The organism is Clostridium neonatale, assembly GCF_900465025.1.
Classification (GTDB): domain Bacteria; phylum Bacillota; class Clostridia; order Clostridiales; family Clostridiaceae; genus Clostridium; species Clostridium neonatale.
On the sequence record NZ_UICR01000001.1, the window covers coordinates 148,490 to 167,500 of the forward strand.

Annotated in this window: 13 protein-coding genes, 3 tRNA genes and 1 other annotated feature (1 of these 17 running past the window's edge); of the genes, 15 read left to right on the plus strand and 1 reads right to left on the minus strand. The window is 29.2% G+C overall.

What is annotated here, in order from left to right; all coding sequences use genetic code 11:
• Window positions 1-19: 19 nt before the first annotated feature.
• The 15 genes from CNEONATNEC86_RS00710 to murD all read left to right on the plus strand — a co-directional run bounded on the left by CNEONATNEC86_RS00710 (window position 20) and on the right by murD (window position 18,092).
• Window positions 20-958 (plus strand): AEC family transporter, encoded by a 939-nt coding sequence (locus tag CNEONATNEC86_RS00710; protein WP_159115447.1) that lies wholly within the window; start codon window positions 20-22, stop codon window positions 956-958.
• A 328-nt stretch (window positions 959-1,286) separates the two neighbouring features.
• Entirely contained in the window at window positions 1,287-3,686 is a 2,400-nt protein-coding gene (spoIIE, locus tag CNEONATNEC86_RS00715; protein ID WP_058293117.1) for a stage II sporulation protein E, read from the plus strand.
• Window positions 3,687-3,831: 145 nt separating this feature from the next.
• Window positions 3,832-5,226 (plus strand): tRNA lysidine(34) synthetase TilS, encoded by a 1,395-nt coding sequence (gene tilS, locus CNEONATNEC86_RS00720; RefSeq protein ID WP_125147973.1) that lies wholly within the window; start codon window positions 3,832-3,834, stop codon window positions 5,224-5,226.
• Window position 5,227: 1 nt separating this feature from the next.
• The gene (hpt, locus tag CNEONATNEC86_RS00725; RefSeq protein ID WP_058293116.1) at window positions 5,228-5,767 is read left to right on the plus strand and encodes a hypoxanthine phosphoribosyltransferase; all 540 of its coding nucleotides are present in this window, start codon (window positions 5,228-5,230) and stop codon (window positions 5,765-5,767) included.
• Between the two features lie 69 nt (window positions 5,768-5,836).
• On the plus strand, window positions 5,837-7,636 hold the full coding sequence (gene ftsH, locus CNEONATNEC86_RS00730) for an ATP-dependent zinc metalloprotease FtsH (protein WP_058293115.1): 1,800 nt from the start codon (window positions 5,837-5,839) through the stop codon (window positions 7,634-7,636).
• Between the two features lie 251 nt (window positions 7,637-7,887).
• Window positions 7,888-9,558 carry a formate--tetrahydrofolate ligase gene (locus tag CNEONATNEC86_RS00735; protein ID WP_125147974.1) on the plus strand — a complete coding sequence of 557 codons (1,671 nt, stop codon included), beginning with the start codon at window positions 7,888-7,890 and terminating at the stop codon, window positions 9,556-9,558.
• A 132-nt stretch (window positions 9,559-9,690) separates the two neighbouring features.
• Entirely contained in the window at window positions 9,691-10,473 is a 783-nt protein-coding gene (locus tag CNEONATNEC86_RS00740; protein WP_058293113.1) for a type III pantothenate kinase, read from the plus strand.
• Window positions 10,474-10,479: 6 nt separating this feature from the next.
• Window positions 10,480-11,445 (plus strand): tRNA dihydrouridine synthase DusB, encoded by a 966-nt coding sequence (gene dusB / locus CNEONATNEC86_RS00745; protein ID WP_058293112.1) that lies wholly within the window; start codon window positions 10,480-10,482, stop codon window positions 11,443-11,445.
• Between the two features lie 235 nt (window positions 11,446-11,680).
• A complete protein-coding gene (gene greA / locus CNEONATNEC86_RS00750) occupies window positions 11,681-12,163 on the plus strand; it encodes a transcription elongation factor GreA (protein ID WP_058293111.1) in 483 nt (160 codons plus the stop codon).
• A 16-nt stretch (window positions 12,164-12,179) separates the two neighbouring features.
• Window positions 12,180-13,685, plus strand: a complete 1,506-nt coding sequence (gene lysS, locus CNEONATNEC86_RS00755) for a lysine--tRNA ligase (RefSeq protein ID WP_058293110.1) — start codon at window positions 12,180-12,182, stop codon at window positions 13,683-13,685.
• A 158-nt stretch (window positions 13,686-13,843) separates the two neighbouring features.
• Window positions 13,844-13,918 (plus strand) — tRNA-Asn (locus tag CNEONATNEC86_RS00760).
• Between the two features lie 560 nt (window positions 13,919-14,478).
• Window positions 14,479-14,553: transfer RNA gene (locus CNEONATNEC86_RS00765), tRNA-Asn, on the plus strand.
• A 197-nt stretch (window positions 14,554-14,750) separates the two neighbouring features.
• A tRNA-Asn gene (locus CNEONATNEC86_RS00770) sits at window positions 14,751-14,825 on the plus strand.
• Between the two features lie 100 nt (window positions 14,826-14,925).
• Window positions 14,926-15,093: a binding site (T-box leader), on the plus strand.
• 47 nt (window positions 15,094-15,140) lie between these two features.
• The gene (locus CNEONATNEC86_RS00775; protein WP_159115450.1) at window positions 15,141-16,532 is read left to right on the plus strand and encodes a glycine--tRNA ligase; all 1,392 of its coding nucleotides are present in this window, start codon (window positions 15,141-15,143) and stop codon (window positions 16,530-16,532) included.
• A 183-nt stretch (window positions 16,533-16,715) separates the two neighbouring features.
• Entirely contained in the window at window positions 16,716-18,092 is a 1,377-nt protein-coding gene (gene murD / locus CNEONATNEC86_RS00780; RefSeq protein ID WP_159135403.1) for a UDP-N-acetylmuramoyl-L-alanine--D-glutamate ligase, read from the plus strand.
• A gap of 48 nt (window positions 18,093-18,140) precedes the next feature.
• Here murD and CNEONATNEC86_RS00785 read toward each other — a convergent pair whose 3' ends face one another.
• Window positions 18,141-19,011 carry the 3' portion of a DUF5050 domain-containing protein gene (locus tag CNEONATNEC86_RS00785; protein ID WP_159115452.1) on the minus strand. The gene runs 146 nt beyond the window's last position, so the window shows 871 of its 1,017 coding nt (coding positions 147-1,017); the start codon falls outside the window, past its right edge — the gene reads right to left on this strand; it ends in the stop codon at window positions 18,141-18,143.

Here is a 19,011-nt window from a genome sequence, read left to right on the forward strand (position 1 = left end):
ATATAAATTGGGGGGGCTTATGGAAAATATAATATTATCATTAAATGTAGTTTTACCTTTATTTCTTACGGTTGCATTGGGGTATTTTATTAAAAGAATTAAGTTAATAGATAAACATACATTAAAGGTTATGAATAATGTAACATTTAAAATATTTCTACCAACATTACTTTTTTATAATGTATACAAAACTAATTTGGATGGAGTTTTTAATATTAAGCTCATGATTTTTGCTCCAAGTTCTATAGTAATAAGTTGTTTATTTATGTGTATTATAATACCGTTAATTGAAAAAGAAAATGCAAGAAGAGGGGTATTAATACAGACTATTTTTAGAAGTAATTTTGTTTTATTTGGAATACCAGTAGTAATTTCTCTGTTTGGAGATGACGCTATTGGAATTACATCATTACTTATAGCTGTTGTAGTGCCTACTTTTAATTTTCTCGCAGTTATAGTTTTAGAGATATTTAGAGGTGGACATATTAACATAAAAGCTATAATTAAAGGTATTGCTAAAAACCCGTTAATTATAGCATCAGCACTTGGTTTAATGGCTCTTTTCATAAATATAAAGTTGCCTGTTTTTATGGAAACTGCAATACAAGACATATCAAAAATAGCAACACCTCTAGCACTTGTAATATTGGGAGGGGAATTTGAGTTTAGTAGATTAAAAGGAAATATAAGAAATATATTTATAGGAGTATTTGGAAGATTAATATTTATTCCTTCAATATTTATTCCTATATCAATAGCTATGGGATTTAGAGATATTGAGTTAGCGAGCGTATTAATTATGTTTTCAGCACCTACAGCAGTATCATCTTTTACAATGGCTGAACAAATGGGGGCAGATAGTGAACTTGCTGGACAGCTAGTTGTTTTTACAACTGCAATATCTATTGTAACCATATTTCTATGGGTTCTTTTAATTAAGCAACTTGGATATTTTTAAATTTTTATAATATATAAGTATATTCATAAACTGAAAAATAAATACAGTTTATTTGCGATACAATATATAAAATAATTAACATTAACGACAAATTAATTATTCAAATTTTAATTTCAAGAAATCTATGCAAACCTACATTTTGCATAGATTTTTTTATATTTTATATATAAATTATAGATTAAAAATAAAACACTATATTATTAAATATTAGAGAATTTTAGATGATGTTGTCCTACGAAAGTTATGGTTTGAAAACAGTTTATGACATATATCGAAAGACTAGAGTGATATAATTCTAATTACAATATTTGGAAATGAGGCGACGAAAATGCAATACGAATTAGAATTAAATTCTTATAATGATATAGGGAGAGAGAATAAAGTAAAAAAAAATCCGTGGTTAAGGATATCTTTGGTAAGACTATTTGCAATTTTTATAATTGGAGTATCACTTGGAAGAGTGATTTTATTATTAAATAGAGCAGATAATAAAGGAATTGCACCATTTGGTATAGCGTATTTAATGGCTCTATGTGCTATTAAAAGAGATAAAAAGAAATGTATTCTAGCATCAATTGGTGTTGGTCTTGGATATTTATCTATGTGGAATTCAATAAATGATCCATATATATATTTAGTCTCAATAGTTGTTTTAAGTATTTATTATCTATTGATATCAACTAAAGATAAAATTAAATTAGAAATAATAAGCTTTTCCATATTATTAGTAGTTTTTGTATTAGGTGGAATCTTTATTTCTAAGTATGATGGTGGAATAAATTTAACATTAACCCTACTCCAGACATCAGTAGTTATACCTATATATCATATTATAAAGTACTCAATTAGATCCTTAGATGAGTTTAGAATAAATAGTAGTATTTCGGCTGAGGAAATTGTAAGCATATCCATATTGTTTTGCTTAATAATTACAGGAGTGGGAGAAATATATATATTAAACTGTTCAATTAGAAATATATTAGCTCTGACTTCTGTCTTTATTATTGCTTATATGGGTGGAGCTAGTTATGGGGCAATGATTGGAGTTGCTATGGGAGTAATATTGGGGATATCTGAAAATGATATGATTTTTAATGTGGCTTTTTATGGAGTTGAGGGCTTAATAGTAGGAATATTTAAAGATACTGGGAAAATTCTTTCAATACTTGCAGGTATAATAATATATTTTGCTTTGGGATTATATTCTAATCAGCTAACAACAAACTTGATTATTGAAGTGATGATAGGAGCTATTTTATTTTTGTTAATTCCTAAATCTGCATATAAAAGTATTGAAATTGAGATAAATCCTGAAAAAAAGAGAAATGCTATAAGTAATATTAGTTTAAATGATTTAAAGGAGGAGTTTACCCTAAGAATAAGAGGGATTACTGATGTTTTGGGTGCAATTTCTGCATGCTTAGGTGAGGACAACGAAAATAGTAATTTATCAATCAAAAATAAATCATGTGCGTTAATAGAAAATCTTGCAGAAAGAAGTTGTAGTCAATGTATAAATAGAGAAAAGTGTTGGCAAAAGAATTTTAATCAGACGTATGTTTCATTTCAAACTCTGATAGATAATTATGAAAGTGGAAAGGTTACATTACCAATTTATTTAGAGAAAAATTGTGTTAAACATCTTTCTATACTAAAAAACACAGAAACTATTATTAATAACCATAATTTAAATGAAACTAAAAAAGAAAAAATTAATGAAGGAAGACAGATTTTATCGGAGCATATAAACAATATAGGAATTACGTTAGAGAGAATATTAGATAACTTCAAAAGAGAAATTAAAATATCGGATGATTTAGAGAGAATGATAAGAAGGGGGTTAAATAGAAATTCTATAGAATATAATGATATATTTTGTTATAAAAATTATGAAGGAAGAATTAGAATAAAAATAAGTATGAACAGTTGTGAAGGGTGTGAATTTTGTAATAAAGATGTTTTGCCTATATTAAATGATATAATTAAGATTCCATTAAGTATTAGTAGTGAAGGGTGTAATATTAATCCGAAGAGCAATGAGTGTACAATAACAATTGAAGAAGCGCCCAAATATTATGTCATGTCATATGCTGCAATGGATATTAAAGATGGAGAAAGTCAGACAGGCGATTATTATAGCTTTGGAAAAACTACGGATGGAAACTATACAATTATTTTGAGTGATGGAATGGGATCTGGTCCTGAAGCTAGTGATCAAAGCAAGGCAACTGTTAATTTAGTTGAACATTTAACAGATGCTGGTTTTGCAGAAGATATAACTGTTAATACAGTTAATTCAATAATGGGTATGAAGTTTGCAGAAAATGAAAAATTTGCAACTTTAGATTTGAGTAAAATTAATTTATATAATGGCAGAACATCGTTTATCAAGATAGGTGCTTCACCTAGTTTTATAAAAAGAAAAGATGGTGTACAAAAAATAGCTTCTAATAATTTACCTTTTGGTCTTGTTGATGAAGTGGATGTAGAAGTTATAAATGAAGAGTTGAAACCTGGCGATATGATAGTAAGTATAAGTGATGGAATAGTGGATATAGATAAATTAAAAGTAGGAGATGATTTATGGATTGAAGAATATTTAGGTGAGAATAGTTATGATCCAAAGCAACTATCAGAGAATATATTAAAAAGAGCAAAAGAACTTAGTAATGGAATTTTAAAAGATGATATGATGGTAGTTGTTTCTAAAGTTTATTCTGTAAGTTAGTATATAGTGAGGCTGTTTCTTTTGAAACAGCTCTTTGTAATTTTGATTATATTATATATTTGAGTTAATAATGTTTACAATTAATATATATATACGTAAAATAAATATATATTATGTTTTTAATAAAAAAATAGGAAGTGTTTGTTTGAAAGATAAAGTTATTACTTATATACGAAAAAATAAATTAATTGAACCTGGAGATAATGTATTAGTAGCTCTATCAGGTGGACCAGATTCAGTTTGTTTATTAGATATATTATATAAGTTGAAAGATAAATTAAATATTACTTTAGGTGCAGTACATATAAATCATATGCTTAGGGGAGAAGATTCTGACAAGGATGAGGAATATGTAATTGAGCTTTGTAATAAGATTGGAATTCCATCATATATAAAAAGAGTAGATATAAATGCGTATTCGGCTGAAAATAAAATGTCATCTGAAATGGCTGGAAGAAAAGTGAGATATGATTTCTTTGAAGAAGTAATGAAAAATGGTAAATATAACAAAATTGCTACAGCGCATAATGCCAATGATCAGGCGGAAACTATAATTTTTAGGCTAATTAGAGGTAGTGGATTAGAGGGGCTTGGTGGTATTAAAGCTTATAGAGATAATAAAATAATACGCCCTATATTATGTCTTGATAGGGAGGAGGTTGAAGAATATATTAGAAAAGAAAACTTGAATCCAAGAATTGATAAAACAAACTTTGAAAAAATATATAATAGAAATAAAATACGCTTAGATATATTACCATATATAAAAGAATATTTTAATGAAGACATAATAAAAACTTTAAATAGAACAGCTGGATTGTTACAAAAAGATAATGAGTTTTTAGAAAGTGAATCTTTAAAAGTTTACCAGAAATATTGTATAGAATACGATAAATATTTTATAATAAAAAAGGATGCATTTACTAATCATGATTCCATTATCTCTAGGATGTTAAGAAATGCACTAATAAGATATTCTAATCAGACCTATGATTTTGAAATGAAGCATATATATGAAATTATGGATTTAGCTAGAAAAGATACCGGGAAAATTGTTAATTTACCTAAAAATATTTTTGTGGAAAATATATATGGAGATATATACATAAAGAATAAATTAAATCAAAAGAAAATAGATAGTAACAAGATAAGATTAAATAAACTTGATATAGACAATAAAAAAATTGATTTTCAAGATTTCTTTATACAATTTACTGTAATGAAAAATGACAAAAATATTAATTTAAAAGAAAATGAATTCATAAAATATTTTGAATTTGATAAAATAGAGGATGAAATTCTTTTGAAGACAAGGGAAGATGGAGATAGAATGATTCCTTTAGGGATGAAAGGGAATAAAAAGGTAAAAGATATATTTATTGATATGAAAGTCCCTAAAGATTTAAGAGATTTAATTCCGATATTATGTTTTGATAGTAGGATTGCATGGGTTATTGGAGTTAGGACTTCAGAAGAATATAGGATATCAAATAATAGTAAAAATATATTAAAGGTTATAGTTAGTAGAAAGGAACATTAAGATGAAGGAAGATATTAAAGAAGTATTATTTTCAAGTGATACATTATCAGAAAAGGTTAGAGAATTAGCTGAGAAAATTAGTGAAGACTATAAAGGTAAAGACTTAGTTGTTGTTGGGATATTAAAAGGATCAGTCATATTTGCAGCTGAACTAATAAAAAATATTTCAATTCAATGTGAGATAGATTTTATGGCAGTATCTAGTTATGGTAATTCTACAGAAACATCAGGAGTAGTAAGAATACTTAAAGATCTAGACAGTAATATTGAGGGAAAGGATATATTAATAGTTGAGGATATTGTAGATACAGGAACAACATTAAAGTATTTACTTGGGTATCTTAAAGCAAGAAAAGCTAATAGCATAGAAATAGTTTCATTGTTAAATAAACCAGCTAGAAGAAAAGTTGAGTTAGATGTTAAGTATATAGGATTTGAAGTTCCAGATGCATTTATTGTTGGATATGGAATAGATTATGCTGAGAGGTATAGAAATTTACCTTATATAGGAATATTGAAGCCAGAGGTATATGAAAAGTAATAATGTAAAATGTTGTAATGAGAAATTCCCTATGATAAAATTTAGAAGTAATAGAGAGGGGGGGCTTGAATGAAAAAATATTCGAGCACAGCTGTATGGACTGTATGTGCAATAATGTTATTTTTAGCTGCTGTTATGATGTGGGAAACAGGGAAACCATCTACAGATATACCGTTTAATATATTTTCACAAAAGTGGAATGCGGATGAAATAGATAGCATTGTTGTAGAAAATAATAAAATAGAAGGAAAAACGAAAGATAATAAAAAATTTAGTACTTATGCGCCTGATGAACTACTTACATCTTTGATGGAAAATCATAAAAATCCAAATGTTATAGTTGAGTTTAGAGCACCATCTAATAATGCAACATGGCTGGCAACGTTACTACCATTTGTTTTATTAGCTATAGTAATTTTTATGTTTTTCTTCATATTTACTCAGCAGTCACAAGGCGGTGGAAGTGGTAGAGGTGTCATGAATTTTGGAAAGAGTAAGGCAAAAATGGTAACTCCAGAAAGCCAAACTGTTACTTTTTCTGATGTGGCAGGAGCAGATGAGGAAAAAGCAGAATTAGAGGAAATTGTTGATTTTCTTAAACAACCTTCAAGATATATTCAAATGGGAGCAAGAATACCAAAGGGAGTTCTTTTAGTTGGACCTCCGGGGACAGGAAAGACTTTACTTGCCAAAGCGATCGCAGGTGAAGCGGGTGTACCATTTTTTAGTATATCAGGTTCAGATTTTGTTGAAATGTTTGTTGGTGTTGGAGCATCTAGAGTTAGAAGTTTGTTTGAAGAAGCTAAAAAGAACTCTCCTTGTATAGTATTTATAGATGAAATTGATGCTGTAGGTAGACAAAGAGGAGCTGGTCTTGGTGGTGGGCATGATGAAAGAGAACAAACATTGAATCAGTTACTAGTTGAAATGGATGGATTTGGTGTAAATGAAGGAATTATTATGATAGCTGCAACTAATAGACCTGATATATTAGACCCAGCATTGCTTAGACCTGGAAGATTCGATAGGCAAATTGTTGTAGGAGCACCAGATGTAAAAGGAAGAGAAGAAATACTTAAGGTTCATACTAAGAAAAAACCTCTTGAAGAAAGTGTAAAGTTAGATGTTTTAGCAAAGAGAACACCAGGATTTTCTGGAGCAGATTTAGAAAATCTGGCTAATGAGGCTGCCCTACTTGCGGTTAGAAAAGATAGAAAACAAATATCTATGGACGAAATGGAAGAAGCGATTACTAGAGTGATTGCAGGGCCGGAAAAGAAGAGTAAAGTTATAACAGAGCATGATAAAAAGCTAACAGCTTATCATGAAGCAGGGCATGCAGTTGTTATGAGATTACTTCCTAATTGTGATCCTGTTCATGAAATAAGTATAATACCAAGAGGTAGAGCTGGTGGCTATACGATGCATCTACCTAAAGAAGATACTTCGTATACATCTAAAAATAAATTAAAGGATGAAATGGTAGGGCTTTTAGGTGGAAGAGTTGCTGAAAAATTAATAATGGGAGATATAAGCACTGGTGCTAAAAATGATATAGATAGAGCAAGTAATATAGCAAGAAGTATGATAATGGAATATGGTATGAGTGATGTTATAGGAACTATATCATATAATGCAGGTCAAGATGAAGTATTCTTGGGAAGAGATATCGGCAAAGGAAGAAACTTCAGTGAAGAATTAGGAGCTAAAATAGATAAGGAAATTAAGAAAACAATTGATGAAGCATATAATAAGGCTATTGATTTATTAAGCAATAATCTAAATAAATTACATGCAGTTGCACAAGCATTGATTGAAAAAGAAAAATTAGATGCAAAGGAATTTGAAGAAATTTTTGCAAATAGTTAATATAATGTAGTATAAATATGTATCTATATAAAATTATTAAACTTTAATTTTATTGGATACATATTTTTTTATTTCCGAAGAAATATCTATATATAATAATATTGCTTATGACAAAATACGAATGATAGGTTAAAAATACAAATAAATATTCGAAAATAACTTTTAATAGATTATTTTGGATGATATAATATATATTGAATTTGTGATAGAAGAATTTATTTTAATATATAAATTTTAGGGGGAAAGATTAAATGAAAAGTGATATACAAATTGCTCAAGAAGCAAAGATGAAACCAATAAAAGAGATTGCTGAAGGCTTAGGTCTTTGTGAAGATGATATCGAGTATTATGGGAAATATAAATGTAAAATATCTTTAGATGCATATAATAAAGTTGTAGATAAAAAAGATGGAAAATTAGTTTTAGTAACAGCTATAAACCCAACACCAGCAGGTGAAGGAAAATCAACTGTAACCGTTGGATTAGGGCAGGCGCTTAATAAATTAGGTAAAAAAGCAGTTATAGCTTTAAGAGAACCTTCTCTTGGGCCTGTTTTTGGAATAAAAGGTGGGGCAGCAGGTGGTGGATATGCTCAAGTAGTCCCAATGGAAGACATAAATCTTCATTTTACAGGAGATATGCATGCAATAACATCAGCTAATAACTTATTATCAGCAGCTATAGATAATCATATCCATCAAGGAAACCAATTAAGAATAGATTCAAGAAGGATAACTTTTAAAAGAGTTATTGATATGAATGATAGAGCTCTTAGAAATATAGTTGTTGGAATGGGTGGAAAAGTTAATGGATTTGTTAGAGAAGATGGATTTACAATAACTGTGGCATCGGAAATAATGGCTATATTATGTCTATCTAAAGATTTGGAAGATTTAAAAGAAAGAATGGGGAATATAGTTATAGGATATGATTTAGATGGATGTCCTGTATATGCAAAGCAATTGAATGTACAAGGAGCGATGGCACTATTAATGAAGGATGCTATAAAACCTAATCTAGTACAAACGTTAGAAAATACACCTGCGTTAATACATGGTGGACCATTTGCTAATATTGCACATGGATGTAATTCTATTATGGCAACAAAGCTAGCATTGAAGCTTGGAGATATTGCTATTACAGAAGCGGGATTTGGTGCTGATTTAGGTGCGGAAAAATTCTTTGACATAAAATGTAGATATGGTGGATTAAAGCCGTCTTGTGTTGTAATAGTTGCTACTATTAGAGCTTTAAAGCATCATGGGGGAGTAGCAAAAGCAGATTTAAATACTCCAAATGTTGAAGCTTTATCAAAAGGAATATCAAATCTAGAAAAACAAATTGAAAATATTAAGAAATTTAATGTAGATGCAGTAGTTGCAATAAATAAATTTGTCACTGATAGTGATGAAGAAGTTAAGTTTATAAAAGATTACTGTGATAAACTGGGTGTAAAGGTAGCTTTATCTGATGTGTGGGCTAAAGGTGGAGAAGGTGGAATTGAGCTAGGAAACATAGTTATAGATATTTTAGAAAATGATAAATCAAATTTTGCTCCAATTTATGATGAAAAATCTACAATAGAAGAAAAAATATTAACTATAGCTAAAGAAATTTATGGTGCTGATGGAGTTAACTATACACCAGCAGCAAAAAAACAAATAAAAGAGTTAGAAGCATTTAAATTAGATAAATTACCTATTTGTATGGCTAAAACACAATATTCATTATCAGATAACCCTAATTTGCTAGGAAGAGCTGAAAACTTTACTATTACAGTTAAAGAAATAAAAGTATCAAATGGCGCAGGATTTATAGTAGCGTTAACTGGTGATATTATGACTATGCCAGGCTTACCAAAAGTACCAGCAGCTAATAAAATGGATGTTTTAAAAGATGGGGAAATAATAGGATTATTTTAGAAGTATTTGTATTATAAGCTCTTGACAAATATATGAGAATTGTTAAAATTATATTGTTATTTTGGAATGGATTTAAATTAAGGCAGCTCTTTGGGCTGCTTTTAATTTAATTTTATAAAGGTGGTGCTTTTGGTGATTTTACTAGTGGATGTGGGAAATACTAATATTGTTTTAGGAGTACATAATGGTCAAGAATACATAGCTAGTTGGCGTATTTCTAGTGATGGAAATAAGACTTCAGATGAATATAGCATACAAGTTATGCAATTATTTAATGTGAGTGAAATTGATCCTAAGGAAATAAAGGGTGTTATTGTTTCATCTGTTGTTCCTAACATAATGCATTCTTTAGAAAATATGCTTAGAAAATGTTTTTGTCATGAACCGATAATAGTTGGTCCAGGAATAAAGACAGGAATAAATATAAAATATGATAATCCCAAAGAAGTTGGAGCTGACAGAATAGTAAATGCAGTTGCTGCACATGAGATATATAAGAAGTCTGCTATAATAATAGATTTTGGTACTGCAACTACTTTTTGTGCTCTAAGAAAAAATGGAGATTATTTAGGCGGATGTATATGTCCGGGTATTAGGATTTCAGCAGATGCACTATTTGAGAGGGCAGCAAAGCTTCCAAGAGTAGAATTAGAAGTACCTAAAACTATAATATGCAAGAGTACGGTAACTAGTATGCAAGCGGGAATTTTATTTGGCTATATTGGGCAAGTTGAATATATAGTTAAAAAAATGAAAGAAGAGATTAAGAATTCTAAGAATAAAGAAGAACCGCTTGTAATAGCTACAGGAGGTTTAGCTAATCTTATAGCTAAACAGACAGATTTTATAGATATAGTTGATTCGGATTTAACCTTAGAAGGACTAAAAATTTTATATGAAAAAAATAAGGAGTAAATTTAAATGAAAATAGGCAATGTTACTCTTGATAATAATGTATTCTTAGCTCCTATGGCTGGAGTTACTGATATATCATTTAGAGGGTTATGCAAAGAAATGGGATGTGGCTTAGTTTACACTGAAATGGTAAGTGCAAAAGCATTATATTATGGAAGTGAAAATACGAAATCTCTTCTTAGAATTGCAGATGAAGAAAAACCAGTTGCAGCTCAAATCTTCGGAAGAGACCCTAAAATTATGGCTCAAATTTGTGAGGAACACCTAAATGAAAGAGATGATATTTGTATTATAGATATAAATATGGGGTGTCCAGCTCCTAAAATTGTAAAGAATGGAGAAGGATCAGCATTACTGAAAGAACCTGATTTGGCATTTGAGATTGTTAGGGAAATAAAGAAAGTATCTAATAAACCTGTCACAGTAAAATTCAGAAAAGGGTTTGATGAAGATAATGTAAATGCTGTAGATTTTGCAAAAGGTATGGAACAAGCTGGAATAGATGCAATTGCGATACACGGAAGAACTAGCAAGCAAATGTATCAAGGTGTAGCTGATTGGGAAATAATTAAGAAAGTAAAGCAAAGTGTTAGCATACCGGTTATAGGGAATGGAGATGTTTGTACTCCAGAAGATGCAATGAGGATGAAAGAACTTACTAATTGTGATGGAATAATGATTGCCAGAGCGAGTCAAGGAAATCCTTGGATATTTAAACAAATATTAAGTGCGTTAAAAGGTGAAGGAATAAAAGAAATTACAAACAGAGAAAAGTTGGATATGTGTATAAGACACTATGAGCTAGCTATCAAATATGATGGTAATTATAAAGCTGTTAGAGAAATGAGAAAACATGCATCTTGGTATATAAAAGGTCTTCCTAAATGCACAGAAATACGAAATAAAATAAATGTTTTGGATGACAGTAATCAAGTCATAGAAATTTTAAGAGAATATAGAAATGAATTATAGTATTTGAATTAGGATTTATTGACATATCATATATGCTGATTTATAATTATTAGAATGATTTCAAGATAAACTATTTAATTGATATCTGTAAATGAGTTTAATTATATTCACATATAATGTTTTGAATAAATGGTTTGAATAAATTTACAAATTAATAATTCTTAGTATAAAAATAATTATATTAAGTATATTATATTAATATTAAAAAATAAGGTTCTAAAGGGGAGTCAAATATATGAGCGAATCAAAACAATATGTTATGACATATGAAGGTGTAAAAAAATTAGAAAACGAGCTAGAATATTTAAAAACAGTTAGAAGAAAAGAAATTACTGAAAAAATAAAAGTTGCTTTAGGATATGGAGATTTAAGTGAAAACTCAGAATATGATGAAGCTAAAAATGATCAGGCTTTTGTTGAGGGAAGAATAGTTCAGTTAGAAGCTATGTTAAAAAATGCAGTAGTTGTTGATGAATCAGAAATACCTAATGATATGGTGTCAGTAGGCTCAAAAGTAAAAGTAAAAGATTATGAATTTGATGAAGATGTAGAATATACAATTGTAGGTTCAGCTGAAGCAGATCCTATGAATTTTAAGATATCAAATGAATCTCCTGTTGGAAAGGCTTTAATAGGAAAAAAAGTTGGAGAAATTGTTGAAGTAGTAATTCCGGATGGAGTGAATAAATTTGAAATATTAGAAATAAGTAGAAGTTAAAAATGGAGGGACAATGATGTCAACAGAAGAAATGAGTATACAAGAGCTGGAAGCTCAATTTAGTGAGCAAGAAGCCCTAAGAAGAGAGAAGCTAGCAGAATTACAAAGAGAAGGTAAAGATCCGTTTGATGTTTACAAAGTAGAACGTACTCATACATCAGAAGAAGTTAAAGCTAACTATGAATCATTAGAAGGCAAAGAAGTAACAGTTGCAGGAAGAATTATGTCTAAGAGAGGTCAAGGTAAGGTTGTATTCTCAGATATATATGATAAAGATGGAAAAATGCAATTATTTATAAAGATTGATATGGTTGGAGAAGAAAACCTAAAACAATATAAAAGCTTAGATTTAGGTGATTGGGTTTCAGCTACAGGTGAAGTATTCACAACTAAGACTGGAGAAGTATCTGTAAAGGTAAGTTCTTTTGAATTAATATGTAAATCATTAAAACCATTACCAGAAAAATGGCATGGATTAAAAGATCCGGATTTAAGATATAGACAAAGAGAAGTTGATATAATAACTAATTCAGAAGTTAAAGATACTTTTATTAAGAGAAGTAAAATAATATCAGCAATGAGAGAATTCCTAGATAATAAAGGTTTCTTAGAAGTAGAAACTCCTATACTTGCACCAATTGCTGGTGGAGCTGCTGCTAAACCATTTATAACTCATCATAATACTTTAGATATTGATATGTATTTAAGAATTGCTACAGAGCTATACCTTAAGAGATTAATAGTGGCTGGATTTGAAAAAGTGTATGAAATTGGAAGAAACTTTAGAAATGAAGGAATGTCGGTCAGACATAATCCGGAATTCACTGCTATAGAGTTATATGAAGCATATGCAGATTATAATGATATGATGGAAATTACTGAGAATATGGTTGCGTATATATGTGAAAAAGTAAATGGTACTACTAAAGTTAATTATCAAGGTACTGAAATAGACTTCATGCCGCCTTGGAGAAGAGTGACAATGGTAGACGTAGTTAAAGAACATGCGGGTGTGGATTTCAATGAAATAAAATCAGATGAAGAAGCACAATCTATAGCTAAAGAAAAAAATCTAGAATTCTCTAAGCCTTTAGATAAGGTAACAAAGGGTGAAGTATTAAATGCTTTATATGAAGAGTTTGGTGAAGCTAATATGATTCAACCTACATTTGTTATGGATTATCCAGTAGAAATATCACCTTTAACTAAGAAAAAAAGAGGCAATCCAGCATTCACAGAAAGATTTGAAGGTTTTGTATTTGGTAGAGAGCTTTGTAATGCTTATTCAGAATTGAATGATCCAATTGTTCAAAGAGAAAGATTTGAACAACAAGCTAAAGAAAGAGAACTTGGTGATGATGAAGCGTACATGTTAGATGAACAATTCATGAGCGCCTTAGAAACTGGTATGCCACCAACTGGAGGATTAGGAATTGGAATAGACAGATTAATAATGTTCCTTACAGATTCAGCATCAATTAGAGATGTTATTTTATTCCCTACAATGAAGCCACAAAAGTAATAGATTATATAGAAAGCTAGGCATAAAGTATGTATTTGTGCCTGGTTTTTATTTGTTTAAGATGAAATATAATATTTTGATAAAATAAATTGTGAAAAATATTATAAAAAGGGTTGCATAATTAAGAAAACCTGTTATAATAATAAAAGTAATGACGTTCCGCGATAGCTCAATGGTGGAGCACTCGGCTGTTAACCGATAGGTTGGAGGTTCGAGTCCTCTTCGCGGAGCCATTTTTTTATTTAAAAATAAAGAAGTTATCATAAGATATTTTTTGAGGATATTTTATGATAACTTCTTTTTATAATGGGATGAATTAACAAGTTAAGTGTGGCACTGATTTTACTCTATGTTAAATACTTCTAGTATGGCTGTGAATCCAAGATATTTCCTTGGCTTATTATTTACAATATATTTAATATATAAATATATGATCGCGTTATATTAAGAAAATCAAATTTATTATGAAAAAAATCTATAATAAGATCATTTTCATTTTAATTTGTTTTTTGCGATGAACTGTAGTAATCAGTTTATAGTAATATGTTTATAGATCATAAGTCGCGTTCTTTAAAGTGATCTTCTAGTCAAATATTAATTTAACATGAACTTGTTCATGCTGCTTGTTTTTTGTAGTTAATTAGTGTCAGCTTAATACTGCAATTTATCATATATAATAAGGTTACTTGAAAGGTATATATGATTTAAAAGAAAAAGACTTTAAATATTTAATTTTAGTATAAAAGGGTTGCATAATTAAGAAAACCTGTTATAATAATAAAGGTAATGACGTTCCGCGATAGCTCAATGGTGGAGCACTCGGCTGTTAACCGATAGGTTGGAGGTTCGAGTCCTCTTCGCGGAGCCATTTTTTTATTAAAGAAGTTTTCATAAGAAAGAGTGAAGAAGTTATTTTATATAATAGCTTCTTATTTTTATAGTTCAAACATTAACTATTAATTTTATAAATAAGATATATTGAATTTAATTTGCTATATAAAAAATTTAAATAAAAAAGGGTTGCATAATCTAAAAAATCTGTTATAATAATAAAAGTAATGACGTTCCGCGATAGCTCAATGGTGGAGCACTCGGCTGTTAACCGATAGGTTGGAGGTTCGAGTCCTCTTCGCGGAGCCATTTTTTTTATATTTTTTTACTCTATTATTGAATGTATTATATAATGATAATTGAACTTGACATATATGGGTATTTTGATAAAATTAATTTATAAAATTTAATATACATGTTGAGAAAGAAGAGTAATTTTAAATTCATTTAAAGAGAGATGATGGTAGGTGAAAATCATTAATAATTTAAAATGAATGGAGCTTTTGAGTGTAATGTTTTGAAAGTTGGGCTTTAGCCAAGAAGGGTGGAACCGCGGAATAATAATTTCGTCCCTTTATGGTTAGAGCTTTTTTATTTTATAATAAAATATTTGGAGGGATAATAATGGCAGTAGAAAAGACAATGGATAAAATCGTAGCGCTTTGTAAGAACAGAGGATTCGTATTTCCAGGATCTGATATATATGGTGGATTGGCAAATTCTTGGGATTACGGTCCATTAGGAGTAGAGTTTAAAAATAATGTAAAAAAAGCTTGGTGGAAAAAATTTGTTCAAGAGAGTCCTTATAATGTAGGCTTAGATTCTGCTATATTAATGAATAGAGAAGTTTGGGTTGCATCAGGTCACGTTGGAGGATTTTCAGATCCATTGATGGACTGTAAAGAATGTAAAGCTAGATTTAGAGCAGATAAATTAGTTGAAGATCATATGACGGAAAATGGAGCTGAAGTAGCTAGTGCTGATGGATGGTCTAATGAACAATTGAAAGAATATATTGAAAAGAATAATATAGTGTGTCCTAAATGTGGAAAGATGAACTATACAGATATAAGAAAGTTTAATCTTATGTTTAAGACTTTCCAAGGAGTTACTGAGGATGCGAAAGCAGAAATATTCTTAAGACCGGAAACAGCACAAGGTATTTTTGTTAACTTTAAAGCTGTTCAAAGAACTTCAAGAAAAAAAGTGCCATTTGGTATAGCTCAGATAGGTAAATCTTTTAGAAATGAAATCACTCCTGGTAATTTTATTTTTAGAATAAGAGAATTTGAACAAATGGAATTGGAATTTTTCTGTAAGCCAGGAACAGATTTAGAGTGGCATAAATACTGGAAAGATTATTGTTGGAATTTCCTACTTAATTTAAACATTAATCCTAAAAGCTTAAGAATGAGAGATCACGGAGAAGAAGAGTTATCATTCTATTCAAATGCAACATCTGATATAGAATATTTATTCCCATTTGGCTGGGGAGAACTTTGGGGTATAGCTGATAGAACTGATTATGATTTAAATAAGCATCAAGAACATTCTGGTCAAGATTTAACTTACTTGGATCAAGTTACAAATGAAAGATATATTCCATATGTTATCGAGCCATCATTAGGTGCCGATAGAGTTGCTTTAGCATTTTTAGTAGAAGCGTATGATGAAGAAGAATTAGAAGGTGGAGATGTTAGAACGGTAATGCATTTACATCCAGCTTTAGCACCGTTTAAAGCTGCTATATTGCCTTTATCTAAAAAGCTTTCTGATAGGGCGTTAGATATATATACTGAATTAAGTAAGAAGTTTAGTGTTGACTTTGATGAAACAGGAAGTATAGGGAAGAGATATAGAAGACAAGATGAAGTAGGTACTCCATACTGCGTAACAATTGATTTTGATACATTAGAAGATGAATCAGTTACTATTAGAGATAGAGATACTATGACTCAAGAAAGAATAAAAATAAGCGAATTAGAAAATTATATTCAAAAAAGTTTAGAATTTTAATGATTAAAAAGTTGTTTTAGAATGAAAATAGTATTCTAAAACAACTTTTTATTTATAATATAGCGATTACAAAATAAATTATAGTTCATAATTTATAAAGATGTATTAATATGGTATGCTGATGATTAGAGTGATATAATTAAATTTAACGTTATATATTAATATAAATTTTGGAGGCAAAAAATGAAAAGGGATTTCAAAGAGTTTAAAGATTTTATATGTGGTAAAAATGTAGGGGTGGTTGGTATTGGTGTCAGCAACATCCCTTTGATAAACTTTTTATTAGATCTAGGGGCAAAAGTAACCGCTTTTGATAAAAAGAATAAAGAAGATCTTGGAAACGTAGCAGATGAGTTTAGTAAAAAAGGAGTAACTTTAGAGCTTGGAGAACACTATTTAGATAATTTAACAGGATTTGATGTGATATTTAAAACGCCATCAATGAGAATAGACAGTGAAGCTTTGGTGAGAGCTAAAAACGAAGGTGCATATGTAACATCTGAGATGGAGGAATTTGTTAAATATACTAAAGGAAAAATATATGCCATAACTGGTAGCGATGGAAAGACTACAACTACAACTATAGTGTCTAAGTTATTAGAAGAAGAGGGATATAAAACTTGGGTTGGAGGCAATATAGGAACTCCTTTATTTGCACAAATAGAAAATATAAAAGATGATGACAAAGTAGTTTTGGAATTATCAAGTTTTCAGCTTATGACAATGCATGAAAAAATAAATGTAGCTATTTGTACTAACCTAGCACCAAATCACTTAGATATGCATAAAGATATGCAAGAATATATAGATTCGAAAAAGAATATTTTCTTATATCAAAATGATGATGATGTTTTAGTTGTTAATAGAGAAAATGATATAACTTATTCGTTTGAAAAAGAAGCAAAAGGCAAAGTAAGAGAATTTAGTTCTAAAAGAGTAATTAAAGATGGTGCATATTTAAAAGATAATATTCTTTATCTTGAAGGGAAAGAAGTTTGTGATAGAGATGATATTATAATTAAGGGAGTTCATAATGTTGAAAATTATTTAGCAGCATTTATTGCAACTAAAGATGATGTAAGCATAGAGACTATGAAAAAAATTGCTAAAACTTTTGCGGGAGTAGAACATAGGTGCGAGCTTGTAAGAGAAATTGATGGCGTTAAGTATTATAATGATTCAATAGCATCTAGCCCTACAAGAACATTAGCTGGGCTTAAAGCTTTTAATGAAAAAGTTATATTAATTGCAGGTGGATATGATAAAAACATACCATTTGAACCATTAGCTTATGAAGGATATCCTTATATAAAAACATTGATACTTTTAGGAAAAACTAAAGATAAAATTAAATTGGTTTTTGATAAACTTGAGAAAGAAAAAGGAATAAAAGTTGATATAGAGACAGTTTCTTCCCTAGATGAAGCCGTTGATGTGGCAAAAAAAATTGCTAGATCAGGAGATATAGTAACATTATCGCCTGCGTGTGCTTCTTTTGATATGTTCCCTAATTTTATGGCAAGAGGTAATGTGTTTAAAGAAATAGTTAATTCATTATAGAAAGAAAAAGTGTACTCAATAACTACTGAAGTTTGAGTACACTTTTTCTTATTTAGATTGAAATTCTTTGAATTTAATATTATTAACATTGAGAGATGATTCATAAAAAATACCTGCAGCAGTAGCATAATATTTATTGACATTTTCTTTAATTTCTGGTGAATACTTAACAGAGCCTTTTTCTAAATCTAAAGTCATAGAATATATGTAATTATAATCATCCTGATTAATAAAATATAATGAATTATTTATATTTTGGATTTGAGAACCATTCATTATACAAAGTCTCTTACAATTTGAAGTGGAAGGGTCAAAGGAGTATAAGTTATTATTATCAGATGAATTAAAGAATAATAATTCATTATCATAGCTTGTAAAACTACTAGATGTATAATCAGTAAGTTTTTGTCTTTCTGATCCATCAATTTTAATAGAATAGATTTTAGAATTATCACTAAGGTTTTGATAAATAATATAATTGTTATTTATAATAAAATATCCAACGCTATCAGAAGTAACTTGATATGTTTCTGAAGAGCTAGTATCGAATACAAATAATCTATTATTTGAAGATTTATTAGTATATACTAGTTTGTCTTTATAATTAGTAAGATTGTTAATAGAGTGAGTATTTATTTTTTTATAATCTTTAGTATTAATATCTATAGAACATAAAGAATTATTTTCTGATCCATTTGAAAAATATAGAGTGTCTTTGATTAATGCTATGCTATCTGCTGAGTAATCAGCGAAATCAGTTATAAGTTTACTTTCTAAAATATTTGGTTTTATAGGGTCTGGAATTATAGAGATTCTATTATTTTCTTCGGGATTAGAAAAAATTAAATCTGTCCCGTTGAAGATAAAAGGAGAATAATAACTAAGATCATCAGTTAATTCTATCTTTGATGAAGAGTCT